The 17,070-nt window shown below is 72.3% G+C and carries 15 protein-coding genes; 12 read left to right on the top strand and 3 right to left on the bottom strand.

Translation table 11 applies throughout. The features are described from left to right. Nucleotides 1–127 precede the first annotated feature (127 nt). From ACPXCB_RS20695 to ACPXCB_RS20660, 8 genes are all read left to right on the top strand, one after another. Entirely contained in the window at nucleotides 128–469 is a 342-nt protein-coding gene (locus ACPXCB_RS20695; protein WP_132231464.1) for a hypothetical protein, read from the top strand. Between the two features lie 277 nt (nucleotides 470–746). Continuing rightward, complete coding sequence (locus tag ACPXCB_RS20690; protein ID WP_425877267.1) at nucleotides 747–1,811, top strand: BMP family lipoprotein; 1,065 nt, start codon at nucleotides 747–749, stop codon at nucleotides 1,809–1,811. Nucleotides 1,812–1,985: 174 nt separating this feature from the next. Further along, nucleotides 1,986–3,617, top strand: coding sequence for an ABC transporter ATP-binding protein (locus tag ACPXCB_RS20685; protein WP_425877266.1), 1,632 nt, complete (start codon nucleotides 1,986–1,988; stop codon nucleotides 3,615–3,617). Further along, the gene (locus ACPXCB_RS20680; RefSeq protein WP_425877260.1) at nucleotides 3,614–4,975 is read left to right on the top strand and encodes an ABC transporter permease; all 1,362 of its coding nucleotides are present in this window, start codon (nucleotides 3,614–3,616) and stop codon (nucleotides 4,973–4,975) included. The genes ACPXCB_RS20685 and ACPXCB_RS20680 overlap by 4 nt, the downstream gene beginning before the upstream one ends. Before the next feature lie 3 nt (nucleotides 4,976–4,978). Further along, nucleotides 4,979–6,259, top strand: coding sequence for an ABC transporter permease (locus ACPXCB_RS20675; protein ID WP_425877259.1), 1,281 nt, complete (start codon nucleotides 4,979–4,981; stop codon nucleotides 6,257–6,259). Nucleotides 6,260–6,273: 14 nt separating this feature from the next. Beyond that, nucleotides 6,274–6,978, top strand: a complete 705-nt coding sequence (locus ACPXCB_RS20670; RefSeq protein WP_425877258.1) for a cytidine deaminase — start codon at nucleotides 6,274–6,276, stop codon at nucleotides 6,976–6,978. A 136-nt stretch (nucleotides 6,979–7,114) separates the two neighbouring features. Then, nucleotides 7,115–8,395 (top strand): thymidine phosphorylase, encoded by a 1,281-nt coding sequence (locus ACPXCB_RS20665; RefSeq protein WP_425877257.1) that lies wholly within the window; start codon nucleotides 7,115–7,117, stop codon nucleotides 8,393–8,395. Between the two features lie 110 nt (nucleotides 8,396–8,505). Next, nucleotides 8,506–9,186 carry a DUF4272 domain-containing protein gene (locus ACPXCB_RS20660; protein ID WP_132231450.1) on the top strand — a complete coding sequence of 227 codons (681 nt, stop codon included), beginning with the start codon at nucleotides 8,506–8,508 and terminating at the stop codon, nucleotides 9,184–9,186. A gap of 9 nt (nucleotides 9,187–9,195) precedes the next feature. Here the strand turns inward: ACPXCB_RS20660 and ACPXCB_RS20655 are convergent, their stop codons facing one another. Beyond that, nucleotides 9,196–10,059, bottom strand: a complete 864-nt coding sequence (locus tag ACPXCB_RS20655; protein ID WP_425877256.1) for a putative RNA methyltransferase — start codon at nucleotides 10,057–10,059, stop codon at nucleotides 9,196–9,198. A gap of 4 nt (nucleotides 10,060–10,063) precedes the next feature. Beyond that, nucleotides 10,064–10,528, bottom strand: a complete 465-nt coding sequence (locus tag ACPXCB_RS20650) for a MarR family winged helix-turn-helix transcriptional regulator (RefSeq protein WP_363620376.1) — start codon at nucleotides 10,526–10,528, stop codon at nucleotides 10,064–10,066. Between the two features lie 160 nt (nucleotides 10,529–10,688). Between ACPXCB_RS20650 and ACPXCB_RS20645 the strand changes: the two genes are divergently transcribed. Further along, nucleotides 10,689–11,102, top strand: a complete 414-nt coding sequence (locus ACPXCB_RS20645; protein WP_425877255.1) for a PPOX class F420-dependent oxidoreductase — start codon at nucleotides 10,689–10,691, stop codon at nucleotides 11,100–11,102. Nucleotides 11,103–11,158: 56 nt separating this feature from the next. Continuing rightward, the gene (locus ACPXCB_RS20640) at nucleotides 11,159–12,238 is read left to right on the top strand and encodes an adenosine deaminase (RefSeq protein ID WP_425877254.1); all 1,080 of its coding nucleotides are present in this window, start codon (nucleotides 11,159–11,161) and stop codon (nucleotides 12,236–12,238) included. A 32-nt stretch (nucleotides 12,239–12,270) separates the two neighbouring features. Here the strand turns inward: ACPXCB_RS20640 and ACPXCB_RS20635 are convergent, their stop codons facing one another. After that, nucleotides 12,271–12,609, bottom strand: a complete 339-nt coding sequence (locus ACPXCB_RS20635; protein ID WP_425877253.1) for a hypothetical protein — start codon at nucleotides 12,607–12,609, stop codon at nucleotides 12,271–12,273. 460 nt (nucleotides 12,610–13,069) lie between these two features. Between ACPXCB_RS20635 and ACPXCB_RS20630 the strand changes: the two genes are divergently transcribed. Continuing rightward, nucleotides 13,070–16,618 (top strand): nitrate- and nitrite sensing domain-containing protein, encoded by a 3,549-nt coding sequence (locus ACPXCB_RS20630; RefSeq protein WP_425877252.1) that lies wholly within the window; start codon nucleotides 13,070–13,072, stop codon nucleotides 16,616–16,618. Continuing rightward, nucleotides 16,615–17,019 carry a roadblock/LC7 domain-containing protein gene (locus tag ACPXCB_RS20625; RefSeq protein ID WP_007455462.1) on the top strand — a complete coding sequence of 135 codons (405 nt, stop codon included), beginning with the start codon at nucleotides 16,615–16,617 and terminating at the stop codon, nucleotides 17,017–17,019. Before ACPXCB_RS20630 ends, ACPXCB_RS20625 begins: the two co-directional genes overlap by 4 nt. Nucleotides 17,020–17,070 lie beyond the last annotated feature (51 nt).

The following is a 17,070-nucleotide window of genomic DNA, read 5'->3' as shown; positions in this document are numbered from 1 at the left end:
AACGCTACGTCGCCCGCGAGCTCTACCGACGCCTCGAAACCCCACCCCAACCACTTGACGCGGCATAGGAGCGTCCCCCTACCGCCCCGCTACTACAATCCGTCGTTGATGGGGGAGGATGGTCGGCGTGGAAGCTCTGAGACTGATACTTCGCTACGTCCATCTGATCGGTTTCGCCCTGCTGCTCGGCGGCGCGATCGTCCAGTACATCAGCGGGAAGCTGCGGATCAACCCGGCCATGCTCTGGGGGTCCGTGATCATGCTGGCGACCGGGATCGGCCTCTCGGCGCCGCTGCGTGACGGCGACGAGCCGGCCCCCGCGAAACTTGTTACCAAGTTGGTGCTCGCCATCCTGATCTTTGTCATGGTCTTCTTTTCCCGGAAGCGCGACGTGGTCAACCGTGGGCACTTCCTGGCAATCGTCGGGTTGACCCTGGTCAACGCGGCGGTGGCCGTCTTCTGGCGGTAACGTCACCGGCAGGGGACGACGCGCAGAACCGGACGTTCCGCGACGCCCCGCCGCGCACTCACCAGCACTGAGAGTGATCTGGCCCACCTAAGGGTTACGTAGGGGTAACAGGCGCTCAACAGTCGTGCACGATTGTCGGCCGGTGGGTGGGCGCGGGCGTACGCTCCCGTCCGTAACGTGGGACGCCGGCGGCGCAGCGCAGGCCGGCTCAAAGGGCTGCCACCGTGCAGGACGCGGTGTGCAATGGGAAGGAGACGTCTTGCGCTCTGTGCGTGGGATGCGGATTGCCTCCGTCTTCGCGATCGGTGGGCTCGTGCTGAGTGCCGCCGCGTGTGGCGAGGCTCCCGAAGAGAACAACAACGCCGGCAGTGGCGACAAGAAGTACAGCGCCTGCATGGTGACCGACGTCGGCGGCATCGACGACAAGTCGTTCAACACCTCCGCCTGGAAGGGTCTGGAGGAGGCCAAGAAGGCCAACGACAAGATCGACATCAAGTACGTCGCGTCGAAGGCCGAGGCGGACTACGAGGTCAACCTGACCCAGTACGTCAACCAGAAGTGCGACTTCATCCTGGCCGTCGGCGGCCTGATGGGTGACGCCACCTCCAAGATCGCCAAGGCGAACCCGAACCAGCAGTTCGGCATCGTCGACGCGAAGGTCCCGGAGACCAACGTCTACCCGATGCAGTTCGACACCGCCCAGGCCGGCTTCCTCGCCGGTTACCTGGCCGCCGGCATGAGCAAGAGCGGCACGGTGGGCACCTACGGCGGCCTGCCGATCCCGCCGGTCACCATCTTCATGGACGGCTACGCCGACGGCGTCGCGCACTACAACAAGACCAAGAGCAAGAGCGTGAAGGTCGTCGGCTGGGACAAGGCCACCCAGAAGGGCTCCTTCACCAACGACTTCGTCAAGCAGGACGAGGGCAAGAAGGTCAGCGACGCGCTGGTCGCCCAGGGCGCCGACATCGTCATGCCGGTCGCCGGCGGCGCGGGCCTCGGCACCACCGGCGCCGCGAAGGCGTCGGGCGGCAAGTACAACACCATCTGGGTGGACGTCGACGGCTGCGAGAGCACCCAGGACTGCGCGGCGATCATCACCACCGTCGAGAAGAACATCCCGGACGCCGTCAAGGAGGCCGTCGTCAAGGCCGCCGGCGGCGAGAAGCTGTCGGCCACTCCGGGCTACCTCGGCAACCTGTCCAACAACGGCGTCGGGCTCGCCCCGTACCACGAGTTCGACGGCAAGGTCCCGGCCGAGCTGAAGGCCGAGATCGACAAGCTGAAGGCGGACATCGCCGCCGGCACCGTCACCGTCACCTCCGCGGCCCAGCCGAAGTGAGGCTCCGCCGGCCGCCCGTGGTGAGACGATCACCCCGGTAGGCCGGCGGGCGGTACAGCACGACGATCCGGCCGCCCCGGCGTCGTGGGGGAACCCACCCCACGGCGCCGGGGCGGCCGATCCGCTCCAACCCGACGACGGCCCCGCGCCGCGAGCGGTCCACCGGCAGCTACGCTGCACCATCGCTTCGCACTCCAGGAGGTTGCGCTGAGACTCGAACTGCGCGGCATCACCAAGCGGTTCGGTGATCTGGTCGCCAACGATCACATCGACCTGACGGTGGAGCCTGGAGAGATCCACGCCCTGCTCGGCGAGAACGGCGCCGGCAAGTCGACCCTGATGAACGTGCTCTACGGGCTCTACCAGCCCGACGAGGGCGAGATCCTGGTCGACGGCGCGCCGCTGAAGCTGCGGGGGCCGTCCGACGCGATCGGTGCCGGGATCGGCATGGTGCACCAGCACTTCATGCTGGTGCCCGTCTTCACCGTCACCGAGAACATCATGCTCGGCGCCGAGCAGGTCCGGGGCGGCATCGCCGGCTTCCTGGACCGGCGGCGGGCCCGGCGCGAGGTCGCCGAGGTCTCCGAGCGGTACAACCTGCGGGTCGACCCGGACGCGGTGATCGAGGACCTGCCGGTCGGCATCCAGCAGCGGGTGGAGATCGTCAAGGCGCTCACCCGCGACGTCGACCTGCTCATCCTCGACGAGCCGACGGCCGTGCTCACGCCGCAGGAGACCGAGGAACTGCTCACCGTGATGCGGTCCCTCAAGGCCGCCGGCAAGTCGATCGTCTTCATCACCCACAAGCTGGGCGAGGTCAAGGCCATCGCCGACCGGATCACCGTGATCCGGCGGGGGAAGACCGTCGGCACCGCCTCCCCCGAGGCGAGCCGCGACGAGCTGGCCGCGCTGATGGTCGGCCGCAGCGTCCGGCTCACCGTGGACAAGGAGACCGCCACCCCCGGCAAGCCGGTCCTGGAGGTCTCCGGCCTGGTCGTCGACGACGACCGGCAGATCCGGGCGGTCGACGGAATCGACCTGACCGTACGCGCGGGCGAGGTGCTCGGGATCGCGGGCGTGCAGGGCAACGGCCAGACCGAGCTGATCGAGGCGATCATGGGGCTGCGCCCGACGCTCGCCGGCACGGTCACCCTCGACGGGCAGCGGGTCAACGGCTGGTCGACCAAGAAGGTGCTGCGCGCCGGCGTCGGCTACGTGCCGGAGGACCGCAGCGTCGACGGCGTCGTCAAGGAGTTCTCCGTCGCGGAGAACCTGGTGCTCGACATCTACGACCGGCCGCCCTTCGGCAGGGGTCTGGCGCTGAAGCCGGACGCCATCGCCAAGTCGGCGAAGGAGCGGATCGCGCAGTTCGACGTCCGCACCTCCTCGGCCGACGCACCCGTCGGCACCCTCTCCGGCGGCAACCAGCAGAAGGTGATCGTGGCCCGGGAGCTGTCCCGGCCGCTGAAGCTCTTCATCGCCGCCCAGCCGACCCGCGGCGTCGACGTCGGGTCGATCGAGTTCATCCACAGCCAGGTCATCCGGGAACGGGACGTCGGCACCGCCGTCATGGTGGTCTCCAGCGAGCTCGACGAGGTGATCGGCCTGGCCGACCGGATCGCGGTCATGTACCGCGGCCGGATCATCGGCATCGTCGGCCCGGACACCCCCCGCGAGGAGATCGGCCTGCTGATGGCCGGCATCACCCCCGACGCGGCGCCCGCCGCCGCGACCGGCACGACCCCGGCCGACGGCGGCGCGGCGGCCCCCGCCGCCGAGGGCCCTGGTAGCAAGGACGAGGCATGACGAACCCGAACCCCGAGTCGGGCTCCCCGGGCAACCCGAACCCCCCGTCGGGCTCCCCGGACAAGGAGCCGGCGACCGAGGCGCAGGCCGCGCAGACCGCGCTCGGCAACACCGAGCGCGCCGGGACGGCCACCTCCCCGAAGGTCCCGGCCCCGGAGGCGAAGCCCTCGCTGGGCCGGCTGTTCCTGGACAACCTCTGGGCGGCGAACACCTTCACGGTGACCCTGCTGTCGCTGGTGCTGGCGATGATCGTCGGCGCGATCCTGATGATCGTGTCCGACCCCGAGGTGCTCGCCACCTACAGCTACATCACGGCCCGGCCGGCCGACGCGCTCAACGCGAGCTGGACGCTGGTCAGCGAGGCGTACGGCAACCTGTTCAAGGGTGCGGTCTTCGACCCGGAGGCGGTCGGCTTCCAGGCGGTGATGAGCCCGATCTCGGAGACGCTCACCTACACCGCGCCGCTGGTCTTCACCGGCCTGTCGGTGGCGCTGGCCTTCCGGGGCGGCCTGTTCAACATCGGCGCCCAGGGCCAGGCCACCATGGGCGTGATCCTGGCCGCGCTGGCGGGCTTCCTGCTGCCGCTGCCGCCCGGCCTGCACCTGCTCGTCGCGGTGCTCGCCGGCGCGCTCGGCGGGGCGATCTGGGGCTTCATCCCGGGCATCCTCAAGGCGCGCACCGGCGCCCACGAGGTGATCAACACGATCATGCTCAACTACGTCGCCACGTACTTCCTGACCTGGATCATCGTGCAGAACGGCGTCCAGGACCCGAACCGTACGGACGCGATCAGCCGGCCGGTCGACGGCTCGGCCCAGCTGCCCCGGCTGCTCGGCGACGGGCTGCGGGTGCACGCCGGCATCATCCTGGCGGTGCTGGCGACCTGGGCGGTCTGGTGGCTGCTCAACCGGTCCACGCTCGGCTTCGAGCTGCGCGCCGTCGGCGCCAACCCCGACGCCGCGCGGACCGCCGGCATCAGCGTCACCCGGACGTACGTCCTGATCATGGTCTTCGCCGGGATCCTGGCCGGCCTCGGCGGCTCCAACATGGTGCTCGGCTCCACCGCCAGCGCGCTGACCCCGCTGGTGGTCGCCCAGATCGGCTTCGACGGCATCCTCGTGGCGCTGCTCGGCCGCGTGAAGCCGTGGGGCGTCGCGCTGGCCGCGCTGCTCTTCGGCGCGCTCCAGGCCGGCGGCAACCGGATGCAGTCCTACTCGGGGATCTCGCTGGAGCTGGTCACCGTGCTCCAGGCGCTGATCGTCATCTTCATCGCCGCGCCGGCCCTGGTGAAGGCGATCTTCCAGCTCCGGGCCGCCCGCGCCGCCCGGTTGCAGACGAGCCTGGCGAAGGGCTGGTAACTCATGTCCACCATGGCTGTCGAAGACGTCACGGTCGCCCCCGTCGACCAGGGCTTCTGGACCCGTACCCGCAAGGTCGGCGCCGTGCTGCTCGCCCTCGGCCTGCTGGCGACGGTGCTGTTCGGGGCGCTCGCCACCGGCGAGCAGGCCCGCTTCACCCTCAGCGAGGACACCGCCGGCGCCGCGCTCGAGATCCACGGCACCCTCGGCGCGATCCTCTTCGGCCTCGTCGCGGTCGCCGCCGGCGTCGCCATGCTCGCCGGGCTGCCGAAGCGCTGGTTCACCCTCGTGCTCGGCGTCGGCCTGGTCGGCTTCGTGCTGTCGTTCCTCTGCTGGCAGGTCTCCGACGCGCCGCCCGGGCAGAACTTCATGCCGCTGGTCAACATCCTCCGGAACACCTTCATCCTGGCCCTGCCGCTGATCTTCGGCGCCCTCGCCGGCGTGCTCTGCGAGCGCTCCGGCGTGGTCAACGTGGCCATCGAAGGACAGCTGCTGATGGGCGCCTTCAGCGGCGCCCTCTTCGGCAGCCTCTCCGGCAACGTCTGGGTCGGCCTGGTCGCGGCGGCGATCGGCGGCGCGTTCATCTCGCTGCTGCTGGCCGTCTTCTCGATCCGCTACCTGGTCGACCAGGTCGTCATCGGCATCGTGCTCAACCTGCTCGCGGTCGGCGTCACCGGCTTCCTCTACGAGCGGCTGATGCAGACCAACGCGCAGAAGTACAACAGCGCCCCCCGGTTCGGCAACTGGGAGATCCCGCTGTTGTCGGACATCCCGCTGCTCGGCCCGGCGCTGTTCCGGGGCAACATCTTCCTCTACCTCGGCCTGCTGCTGGTGCTGGTCATCCACATCGCGCTGTTCCGCACCCGCTGGGGCCTGCGTACCCGCTCGGTCGGCGAGCACCCCACCGCCGCCGACACGCTGGGCGTCAAGGTGCTCGGGCTGCGCTACCGCAACGTGCTGCTCGCCGGGGTGGTCGCCGGCATCGGCGGCGCGTCCTACACGCTGGCGCTCTACTCGTTCACCAAGAACATGATCGGCGGCAAGGGCTTCATCGCCCTGGCCGCGCTGATCTTCGGCCGGTGGAGCCCGACGGGGGCGCTGCTCGCGGCGCTCTTCTTCGGCTTCGCCGACCAGCTCGCCACCTACCTGGGCGCCATCAACAGCGTGATCCCGAACCAGTTCCTGGCCATGCTGCCCTACCTGGCGACGATCCTGGCGGTGGCCGGGCTCGTCGGTCGGGTCCGGGCGCCGGCCGCCGACGGCAAGCCGTACATCAAGGGCTGACGGGGGAGTACCACATGGAGATCGACTGGGAGCGGCTGCGGGCCGCCGCCACCGAGGTGATGCGGCACGCGTACGTGCCGTACTCGAAGTTCCCGGTCGGGGCGGCCGCGCTGGTCGACGACGGCCGGGTGGTGGTCGGCTGCAACGTGGAGAACGCCGCGTACGGCGTGGTGCTCTGCGCCGAGTGCGGGGTGGTCTCCTCGCTGCACGCCACCGGCGGCGGCCGGATCGTGGCCCTGTCCTGCGTCGACGCGACCGGCGAGCCGCTGATGCCGTGCGGCCGGTGCCGCCAGCTGCTCTGGGAGCAGGGCGGCCCGGAGTGCCTCATCGAGGCGAGGGGCGGCCCGCTGCGGATGGCCGAGCTGCTGCCGCACGCCTTCGACGTGACCGACCTGGAGGCCGTGACGGGGGAGGCCCCGGTGCCCGTGGTGCCGGAGCGGCTGGCCGCCTGGCGCGGGCGCGGCACGGTCTTCGTGCACCCCGACCTCTCCGCCGGCCAGCAGGTCTGGACCGCCTACTGGGAGCGGTCCGCGGGCGACGACGACGGCGCCGAGACCGGCGTGCTGGAGGAGGGCCCGAGCTGGGACGAGCCGGCGAAGGCGATCACCTGGGGCCTCGCCCGTACGCCCCGGGTGGTGGTCGTGGACGCCTCGGGGGCGATCTTCTGGGCCGGCGAGGGTGAGCCGCCGATGGAGATCCCTGCCCGCTGGGTTGGTTGAGCTTGGGGGATCGGGCCGACCGTGCCCGGCTCCGGGCGGTCAGGCTTGATCCCTCCGCCGGGCACGGTCGGCCCGATCCCTCGGTGGTCGCGGCCCGCGTGCCCGTATCTGCATACGACTAGGAAGATCTTTTGTGATGAGTGCTTTCACGGCGGTTGATGTCATCCGGGTCAAGCGGGACGGGGGGGTGCTCTCCGACGCGCAGATCGACTGGGTGGTGGACGCGTACACCCGGGGGGTGGTCGCCGACGAGCAGATGTCGGCGCTGGCCATGGCGATCCTGCTGCGCGGCATGACCGGGCCCGAGATCGCCCGGTGGACCGCCGCGATGATCGCCAGCGGGGAGCGGCTCGACCTCTCCGCCGTCGACCGGCCGACCGTCGACAAGCACTCGACCGGCGGCGTCGGCGACAAGATCACCCTGCCGCTCACCCCGCTGGTCGCCGCGTGCGGTGCCGCCGTGCCGCAGCTCAGTGGCCGGGGCCTCGGGCACACCGGCGGCACGCTGGACAAGCTGGAGTCGATCCCGGGCTGGCGGGCGGCGCTGGGCAACGACGAGTTCACCGCCCAGCTCCGGGACGTCGGCGCGGTGATCTGCGCGGCCGGCGCGGGGCTCGCGCCCGCCGACCGCAAGCTGTACGCGCTGCGCGACGTGACCGGGACCGTCGAGGCCATCCCGCTGATCGCCAGCTCGATCATGAGCAAGAAGATCGCGGAGGGCACCGGCGCGCTGGTGCTCGACGTGAAGGTCGGCTCCGGCGCGTTCATGAAGTCCGTCGAGCAGGCCCGCGAGCTGGCCCGGACGATGGTGGAGCTGGGCGGCGCGCACGGCGTACGGACGGTCGCCCTGCTCACCGACATGTCCACCCCGCTGGGCCTGGCCATCGGCAACGCCGTCGAGGTGACCGAGTCCGTCGAGGTGCTCGCCGGGGGCGGTCCCGCCGACGTGGTCGAGCTGACCCTGGCGCTGGCCCGCGAGATGCTCGACGCGGCCGGGCTGCCGGACGTCGACCCGGCGGCGGCCCTGCGTGACGGTCGGGCGATGGACTCCTGGCGGGCGATGATCCGCGCCCAGGGCGGCGACCCGGACGCCCCGATGCCGAGCGCGAACGAGGTCGAGGTGGTCCGCGCGGACACGGACGGCTTCGTCGCGGCGATCGACGCGTACGACATGGGGGTGGCGGCCTGGCGGCTCGGCGCCGGGCGGGCCCGCAAGGAGGACCCGGTGAGCGTGCCGGCGGGGGTCGTGCTGCACCGGCGTCCGGGCGATCCGGTGCGGGCGGGCGACGTCCTCTTCGAACTGCGGGCGGAGGACGCCGCCCGGATCCCGGCGGCCCGGGACGACGCCGCGCGGGCGGTACGGATCGCGCCGGTCGCGCCTGCCGCGACGCCGCTGGTCATCGAGCGGATCGGCTGAGCGCGGCGGTCCCCGGGGCGGCATGGTGCCGGCCCGCTCGGACCGCTATCCTCCCTGGCCAGGGGGGACAACCGGCGCCGAGTCGTCGCGAGCAGACAGGAATTTTCGCCGTGACCGTACCTGCCCCCGATCCACGGGAGGTGCGTGAGGCGAGCCTGGACGAGCTGTCCCGGCTGGGCCTCCCGCTGCCGCCCGCCCAGTTTCCGCTCGTGTGGGAGCCGGGCGACCAGATCGAGCTCCGTCCCACCGTGGAGATCGAGGCCCGCATCGCGGTGCTGCACCTGATCCTGGCCCGCTGCTTCGGGATGCCGCCGCAGTCGGCGATGAGCTGGCTGCTCGCCTCGCACCTGGTCGAGATGGTCACGCCGCCGGAGTTCCAGTTCGTGACCGGAGGCAAGGGCGACCACCGGTCGTTCGTGCTGCACCACGACGCGCTCTTCGCGCTGGCCTGGGTGCTCGGTCTGACCAAGCAACTCGACCCGACGCTGCCGGTCGACGAGCGGCTGGTGGAGCGGATGCCGCACATCCACGACGGGGAGACCTTCGGCCATTGGCGGGCCCGGATCCTCACCGCCCCGCAGCACCCCGCCGACGCGGCCGCCCTGCTGGACCTGCACTACTGCCTGGACTGGGCCTACCTGGAGACGGAACGGGCCGGTCGTACGCCGCCGGGGCTGGTGGACGCGAACGCCATCGGCCAGCGCCGGTGGGCCCTGGAGTGGGCGGTGATGCTGCGCGGGCCCTACCACGACGAGCCCCCCGGCTGGGAAGAGGTCGACCTCTCCACCTGACCCGGGCGTTCAGCGGGGTGCGGGGTGCCAGGTGGTCAGGCGTACCGCGACCGTCACCCGGACCGGCTCGGCGAGGGCGGCGACCCGGGCGGCGAGCCCGGCCGGGTCGGTGTGCCAGGCGCTGGGGCCCATCCCGACCAGCGTCGTGACCTCCGGGCCGGTCAGCGTCAGTTCCCGCCGGTGCAGGGTGGACGCCGCCGGGGTGAAGTGCCCGCCCAGGCTCTCGGCGACCCGGTCCGCCTTGGCCGGGTCCACCCGCAGCAGGCCGAGGGCGCCGACCAGTTCGGTCAGGTGGTCGTCGGCCGGCGTGACCACCAGCAGGGAGCCGGCCGGGTCGAGGACCCGGTGGAACTCCGCGCCGTTGCGCGGCGCGAAGACGTTCAGCAGCACGGCCGTGCTGGCGTCGGCCAGCGGGAGTCGCTGCCAGGTGTCGGCGAGCGCCGCCGCCGCGCGCGGGTGCGCCCGGGCGGCGCGGCGCAGCGCCGGCTTCGACACGTCCAGGGCGAGACCCGCCGCGTCCGGCAGCGCCGCCAGCACCGCCGCGAGGTGCCGGCCGGTCCCCGCTCCGGCGTCCACCACCAGGGGGTACGCCCCGTCGGCGCGGTCCACGGCCGCCGTCGCGGCGGCGGCGAGGGCGGTCGAGACGAGGTCGTAGTGGCCGGCGGCGAGGAAGTCTGCGCGGGCGGCCACCATCTCGGCGGTGTCCCCGGCGTGCGGGGCGCGGCCGGTGAGCAGGTTGACGTAGCCCTGGCGGGCCACGTCGAAGCTGTGCCGGCGCGGGCAGCGCAGCGCACGGGCGCCGCCGGTGGCGACCTCGGTCAGCGGCTCGGCGCAGACCGGGCAGCGGAGCCGGTCCACGATGCGGGGGTCCACCGGCTCATTCTCCGGGTCGGGTGAGGTGGTCGACCACCCGGTGGGTGAGCGCGTCCAGCGCGGCGACCTCGTCGGGGGTCAGCAGGTCGATGAGGTGCCGACGGACGGCCGCCACGTGACCGGGGGCGGCGGCCTCGATGGCGCGCCGGCCCTCGGCGGTGAGTACGACGACGGCGCCGCGCCCGTCCGAGGCGCACTCCTCGCGGGTGACGAGGCCGCGCTGCTGCATCCGGGTCAGGTGGTGGGAGAGCCGGCTGCGCGACCAGAGCATCCGGTCGGCCAGCTCGCTGAGCCGCAGCCGCTGGTCGGGTGTCTCCGAGAGGTCGGAGAGCACGTCGTAGTCGGGCTCGGAGAGCCCGGCGTCGCGCATCAGCTCGCGGGCCAGCTCCAGGTCGAGCAGGCGGCGCATCCGCCGGTAGCCCCGCCAGGCGCTCTGCTCGCGCTCGTCCAGCCAGCGTGGTTGTTCCATGTCGGCCATCCTAGCTATCTGGTTGACATGTCATCAACCTGCTTCCTAAGGTGAGTGACATGTCAACCAGATTACCGGGCCGGCTGGCCCGCGTCGGCACCGTCGCGAACGCGGTGGTGGTCGGCTTCGCGGCCGACGTCGCGCCGCTGCGGGTGGCGGCGTGAACGCCCGGCTGTGGGAGCTGTTCGGCGAGCGCGGCCGGGGCGTGCTGGTCACCCTGCGCCGCGACGGGCGGCCCCAGCTGTCCAACCTCGACTTCCTCGCCGAGCCCGGCCTGATCCGCTGCTCCACCACCGACGGCCGGGCCAAGGTGCGCAACCTGCGCCGCGACCCGCGGGCCAGCCTCCACGTCACCACGGCCGACGGCGGGGCCTACGCGGTCGCGGAGGGCGTGGTCACGCTCACCCCGCCCGCGGCGGCGCCCGGTGACGCCACCGTCGAGGAGCTGGTCGAGGTCTACCGGCGCATCCGCGGCGAGCACCCCGACTGGGCGGACTACCGGGCGGCCATGGTCGCCGACGGCCGGCTGGTGCTCCGGCTCGCCGTCGAGCGGCTGTACGGCTGGCGTCCCTGACCGGATCCCGGCCGGTCCCGTCGGCCGGTTCCCGTGCGGCCGACTAGGGTCTGAGCATGGTCGCGACAATCCGTTACGAGGACATCGTCAAGGTCCCGAAGGCACTGCTGCACGATCACCTCGACGGCGGCCTGCGGCCGGCGACGATCGTCGAACTGGCCGCCGAGGTGGGGCACGAACTGCCCACCACCGACCCCGAGGCGCTCGGCCGTTGGTTCGTCGAGGCGGCCGACTCCGGCTCCCTGGAGCGCTACCTCGAGACGTTCGCGCACACCGTCGCCGTCATGCAGACCGCGTCGGCGCTGCGTCGGGTGGCCCGGGAGTGCGCCCAGGACCTGGCCGCCGACGGGGTGGTCTACGCCGAGGTGCGGTTCGCCCCCGAGCAGCACCTGGAGCGGGACCTCACCCTGGACGAGGTGGTCGAGGCGGTGCTGGCCGGCTTCGTCGAGGGCACCGCGCTGGCCGCCGGGGAGGGCCGGCAGATCCGGGTCGGCACGCTGCTCACCGCGATGCGGCACGCCGCCCGGTCGCAGGAGATCGCCGAGTTGGCCGTCCGGCACCGGGACGCCGGGGTGGTCGGCTTCGACATCGCCGGCGCCGAGGCGGGCTTCCCGCCCACCCGGCACCTGGACGCCTTCGAGTACCTCCAGCGGGAGAACTTCCACTTCACCATCCACGCCGGCGAGGCGTTCGGCCTGCCGTCGATCTGGCAGGCGATCCAGTGGTGCGGGGCGGACCGGCTCGGCCACGGGGTGCGGATCGTGGACGACATCACGCCCGGCCCGGAGCCCGTGCTCGGCCGGCTGGCCGCGTACGTGCGGGACAAGCGGATCCCGCTGGAGCTGTGCCCGTCCTCGAACGTGCAGACCGGCGCCGCCCCCTCGATCGCCGAGCACCCGATCGGGCTGCTGCGGGACCTGCGGTTCCGGGCGACGGTGAACACCGACAACCGGCTGATGAGCGGCACGTCGATGTCCCGGGAGATGGCCCTGCTGGTGGACGCCTTCGGCTACGGCTGGAAGGAGCTCCAGTGGTTCACCATCAACGCCATGAAGAGCGCCTTCATCCCGTTCGACGAGCGGCTGAAGATCATCGACGAGGTGATCAAGCCCGCGTACGGCAAGCTGCTGGGCTGACCACGGCGGGCCGCCGCGTTCCGGCGGCCCGGTCAGGTGCGGTGCGGGTGGCCGGCGAGCAGGCCGGCCACCGCGCGCAGCACCTCGCCCGCCCGGGCCGCCTCGGCGCCCAGGCCGGTCTGCCGCCGCAGCACCGCCGGCTCGGTGCGCAGCAGCGCCAGGCCGCGGCGCACCAGCACCCCGGGCGCCTTGCGCTGCTCGGCGAGGTCGCGCGCCAGCCGGCGGACGAAGGTCGCCCCCCGGGGGCGCCGCAGGGCGTACGCCCCGGCCAGGACCCCCCTCCGGCGGCACTCCTCGACGATCTCGGCCGCGAAGATCCCTTCGGCCACGAAAAGTGGCGAACCGGCGACCTCGAATGGCCGGGTGGACACCCGACGGTCCGCACCGATCGCATAAACCGGCACATCGGCCTTGCCCTCCCTGGCCAGTCGGGCAATCGTCTCCACGGCCGCCGCGGCGTCCCAGGAGCGGGGAGACTCCCAATCCACCAGGCCGTTTTGTCGCGGCAACGTAGGGTCGTCACCGTCCTTGTAGAAGTCGTCCAGGCAGAGCACCGGAAGACCGGTTCGCTGCGCTATGTACGACTTTCCCGACCCGGACGGACCGGCGAGCAGGACAACGCGATGAGGGTGCTTCATTACCTTCAGTGACTCCGGCCAGACGGATTGCTATCAAATTGCATCAACATCTCATCACACCGCTGGCTGCGGCCAACCTGGGCTTTCTCTTTCGCAGGTAGCGTGATGGAATCTCGAATGGTCCGGCCCGCAGGGTCGGCCGCTGGTCCTTGTCCAGGGGCAACGCGGAACCAGAAATCGCGAGGGCGGTGACGTGAGCAAACGGCCAAAGCCGGCGGGCTCCTTCCTGTCGCGTCTGCGCCGGCCGGCCGGTCGGTTCCGCGACATGCCGATCTGGTCCAAGCTCGGTCTCATCATGATCGTGCCGACCATCGCCACGGTGGTCGTGGGCACCAGCGGTCTGGTCGACCACCTGGAGACCCTCAACAACGCCAACCGGGCCGGCGACCTGGCCAACCTCGTCGGCCACTCGGGCAACCTGGTCGACACCCTCCAGGACGAGCGGACCAACGCGCTGCGCCTGCTGGGCGTCCCGCGCGGCCAGGACAACGCCCGCTACAAGCAGGCGTACGAGCGGGCCAACACCGAGGTCGACGAGGCCAAGGGGCGGTACTCCCAGCAGCGGGCCGAGGTCGAGGACCTCCCGGCCAACCTCGACGGCCTGCTGGGCGAGATCGACCAGACGCTGACCGACCTGCCCGGCACCCGCAGCCAGGTCTTCAACGGCAAGCTCGGGCTCGTGCCGGCCATGCAGGCCTACGACGGCCTGATCGACGACCTGATCAGCATCCGCGACTCGGCCACCCAGCTCGCCGGCGACAACGAGCTCAGCGACAAGATGCGCGCCTCGACCGCCACCGCCCGGAACAAGGAGTTCCTCTCCCGCCGCCGCGACGTGGTGCACCGGGCGTTCATCCAGCAGCGGCTCACCCCGAACCTGCGCAACGAGTACATCGCCACCAGCACCGGCTCCAGCCAGTGGCTGCAGAGCTTCCAGGTGGTGGCCAGCCAGCCGGAGCAGGAGTACTACGCCCAGATGGTCGCCGGCCCCGACCTGCGCGAGGCGAACACCTACAACAGCTGGCTCAACGGCATCACCACCGCCGACAGCCTGACCGGCGCCCCGTTCGACGCCGACCAGTGGGACGCGGCGATGGTGGCCAACGCCAAGCTGATCCGCACGGTCGAGACGAAGATCGACCGTGAGGTCGTCGCGGGTGCCGAGAACCTCCGCTCGGACGTGCAGCGCCAGGTGTTCCTGGAGACCGGCCTGTTGCTCAGCATGCTGCTCCTGGCGATCCTCTTCGCCTACCTGGTCGCCCGCTCGATGGCCCGCTCCCTGCGCGACCTGCGTCAGGGCGCCCTCTCCATCGCCCAGTACGGCCTGCCCCAGGCCGTGGCCCGGCTGCGCGACCCCAAGGTGACCGGTCAGCTCTCCCCGGTGCAGCTCGCCAACCAGATCGCCGAGCCGCTGCCGGTGCGCAGCAAGGACGAGTTCGGCCAGGTGACCGAGGCGTTCAACGCGGTCCACCTGGAGGCCGTCCGCACCGCTGCCGAGCAGGCCGCGCTGCGCGCGTCCGTCGCGACGATGTTCGTCAACCTGGCCCGCCGGTCGCAGATCCTGGTCGACCGCCTGATCGGTCACCTCGACCGGCTGGAGCGCGGCGAGGAGGACCCGGACCGGCTGGCCGAGCTGTTCCAGCTCGACCACCTGGCGACCCGGATGCGCCGTAACGACGAGAACCTCCTGGTGCTCGCCGGCGCCGACTCCACCCGCGTGCAGCGGCAGCCGGCCGCGTTGATCGACGTGCTCCGGGCGGCCCAGTCCGAGGTCGAGCACTACACCCGGATCGAGTTCGGGGTCATCGACCGGGACATCGAGGTCGCGGCGCACGCCGTCAACGACCTGGTCCACCTGGTCGCCGAGCTGTTCGACAACGCCACCGCCTTCTCGCCGCCGGACTCGCACATCATGGTGGAGGCCCGGCGCGTCGGCGACCGCGCGTCGCTCTACGTGGAGGACCGGGGCATCGGGATCAGCCCCGATCAGCTCCACGACCTCAACGAGCGGCTCGCTACGCCGCCGCAGGTCGACGTGGCCGTCTCGCGGATGATGGGCCTGGTCGTGGTCGCCCGGCTGGCGTCCCGGCACGGCGTCAAGGTCGAGCTGCGTCCGGGTACCGACCGGGGGACCGTCGCCGAGGTGGTCATGCCGACCTCGGTGCTCGTGCCCCGGGCGCTCTCCGGCCGCCCGCAGTCGTCGCCCGCGCTGCCGGCGCCCGGCCCGCAGTCGTACGGCCCGGCCCCCGCCTTCGGCGCGCTGCCGGCGCTCGGCAACGGCCCGGCCAACCCGATGCCCACGCAGCGCCCCGGCGAGTCCGGCAACCAGGTCACCCTGGGCGGCCGGCCGTTCGACCCGGCGCCGCGCAACGGGGCCGGCACGCCGGCCTCGGCCGGCTCGGCGCGATCCATGCCGGCCTGGTCGGACCTGACCGGCGCCAGCGGCTTCGACGGCGGCGAGGCCTACCGGCCGCGTACGTCGAACGGCGAGCCGATCGACCCGCTACCGCAGCGCCGGTTGGCCGACGACCAGGACGCCACGGGCCAGCAGCAGGCCGTCCCGCGGCAGCTGCCCAGCAGCCCCGAGGCCCGGCCGTACTCCGTCCCGCCGGTCTCCGCGCCGCCCGTGCCCTACGCGGGTCCGCCGGTGTCGACCCCGCCGGTTCCCTACTCCGCGCCCCCGGTGTCCGGCCCGCCGGTCTCCGGCATGCCGGTCTCGGCGTCACCCGTCTCCGGCCACCCGTACTCCGGCCCGCCGGTCTCGGCCGCGCCGTACTCCGGCCCGCCGTACTCGCCGCCGTCGACCGGCCCGCTGCCGCAGCGTCCGGCCCCCGGCACGCCGGGTCCGAGCACGCCGGCGCCGCCGGCCTGGCCGCCGGTCGCCGGTGCGGACCGTGACGTGGCGACCCCGCCGGTGCCCGAGCGGCTGGCCGCCGCGCTGGACATGACGACCGAACTGCCGCGGGTGCCGCGCTCCGGCGCGCCGGCCCCGGCGGCCCAGGCTCCCGCGCCGGCGGAGCGGTCGGCACCGGCCGTCCCGCAGGCGCGGCCGACCACGCCGCCGGCCCAGACCCGGCAGCGGTACGCGGACGAGACGATGGAGCTGCCGATCTTCCGGGAGCTCGAGTCGGCCTGGTTCCGTACCCGCCGCCCGGGGTCGGAGGAGGCGGCGCCGGCCGCCGAGAAGACGCCGACCAACGGTGCACCGACCCAGCAGTTCGCCCGGGTCGACGCCGATGGTCGGGCCGTGCAGCCGACACCACCCGGGACGACAGGTAACGCACCGATGGCAGACACTCCGGCGGCCGGAGGAGCGCCGCGCGAGAACGGACCGACGGCCAACGGGGGTGCCCGCCCCGGCGTCGCCGACAGCTTCGGTCATCGCCGGTCCTCGCAACAGACCGGTGGTTGGCAGACCGCGGCGGACGACGGGTGGCGCGCCGCCTCGGCGGCGACCGAGGTGCCCGTCGCGGCGACCACCTCGACCGGTCTACCCAAGCGCACCCCGATGGCGCAGCTGGTGCCCGGCGCGGTGGAGAAGCCCACCATTGCGGTGCAGCGGCGTACGCCGGAGGGTGTCCGAGGCCTGCTTTCGGCCTACCATCGGGGCGTGCAGCGGGGGCGTACGAACCCGTCGGACAGCAACCCGACCAGCCCGGAGGCGACTCCGGGAGGGCAGCAATCCTCGCAGTCTGGCTCAGGCCCGATGGCCGGGAGCGGGCAGAAGGAGCAAGAACGATGACAACTACGCAGGATCTCGGTTGGCTGCTCGCCAACTTCGCCGACCGGGTACCCGGTGTCGCGCACGCGGTCGCCGTCTCCGCGGACGGACTGCTCCTCGCGTCGTCACGGGACCTCCCGCGGGACCGGGCCGATCAGCTGGCCGCGATCGCGTCCGGCCTGGTCAGCCTCACCCAGGGCGCGGCCCGCTGCTTCGAGGGAGGCGCGGTGCTGCAGACAGTGGTGGAGATGGACAATGGCTTCCTGTTCCTGATGTCCATCTCGGACGGGTCGTCGTTCGCGGTGCTCGCCGCCCGCAGCAGCGACGTGGGACAGGTGGGCTACGAGATGGCCCTGCTGGTCGACCGGGTGGGCGACGCGTTGACCCCGCAGCCACGCGCGGCTGCGGGAATGCTGGGCTGACGACCCGTTGACCCGTGAGGTCGGCGGGGTGACGACGACAACGACGACGGC

Origin of the sequence: Micromonospora sp. DT62, from assembly GCF_049847285.1 — a bacterium.
In the GTDB taxonomy this organism is placed as follows: Bacteria; Actinomycetota; Actinomycetes; order Mycobacteriales; family Micromonosporaceae; genus Micromonospora; species Micromonospora reichwaldensis.
Note: the sequence above shows the minus strand (reverse complement) of the source record. Positions and strands in the feature narration are given on the sequence as shown.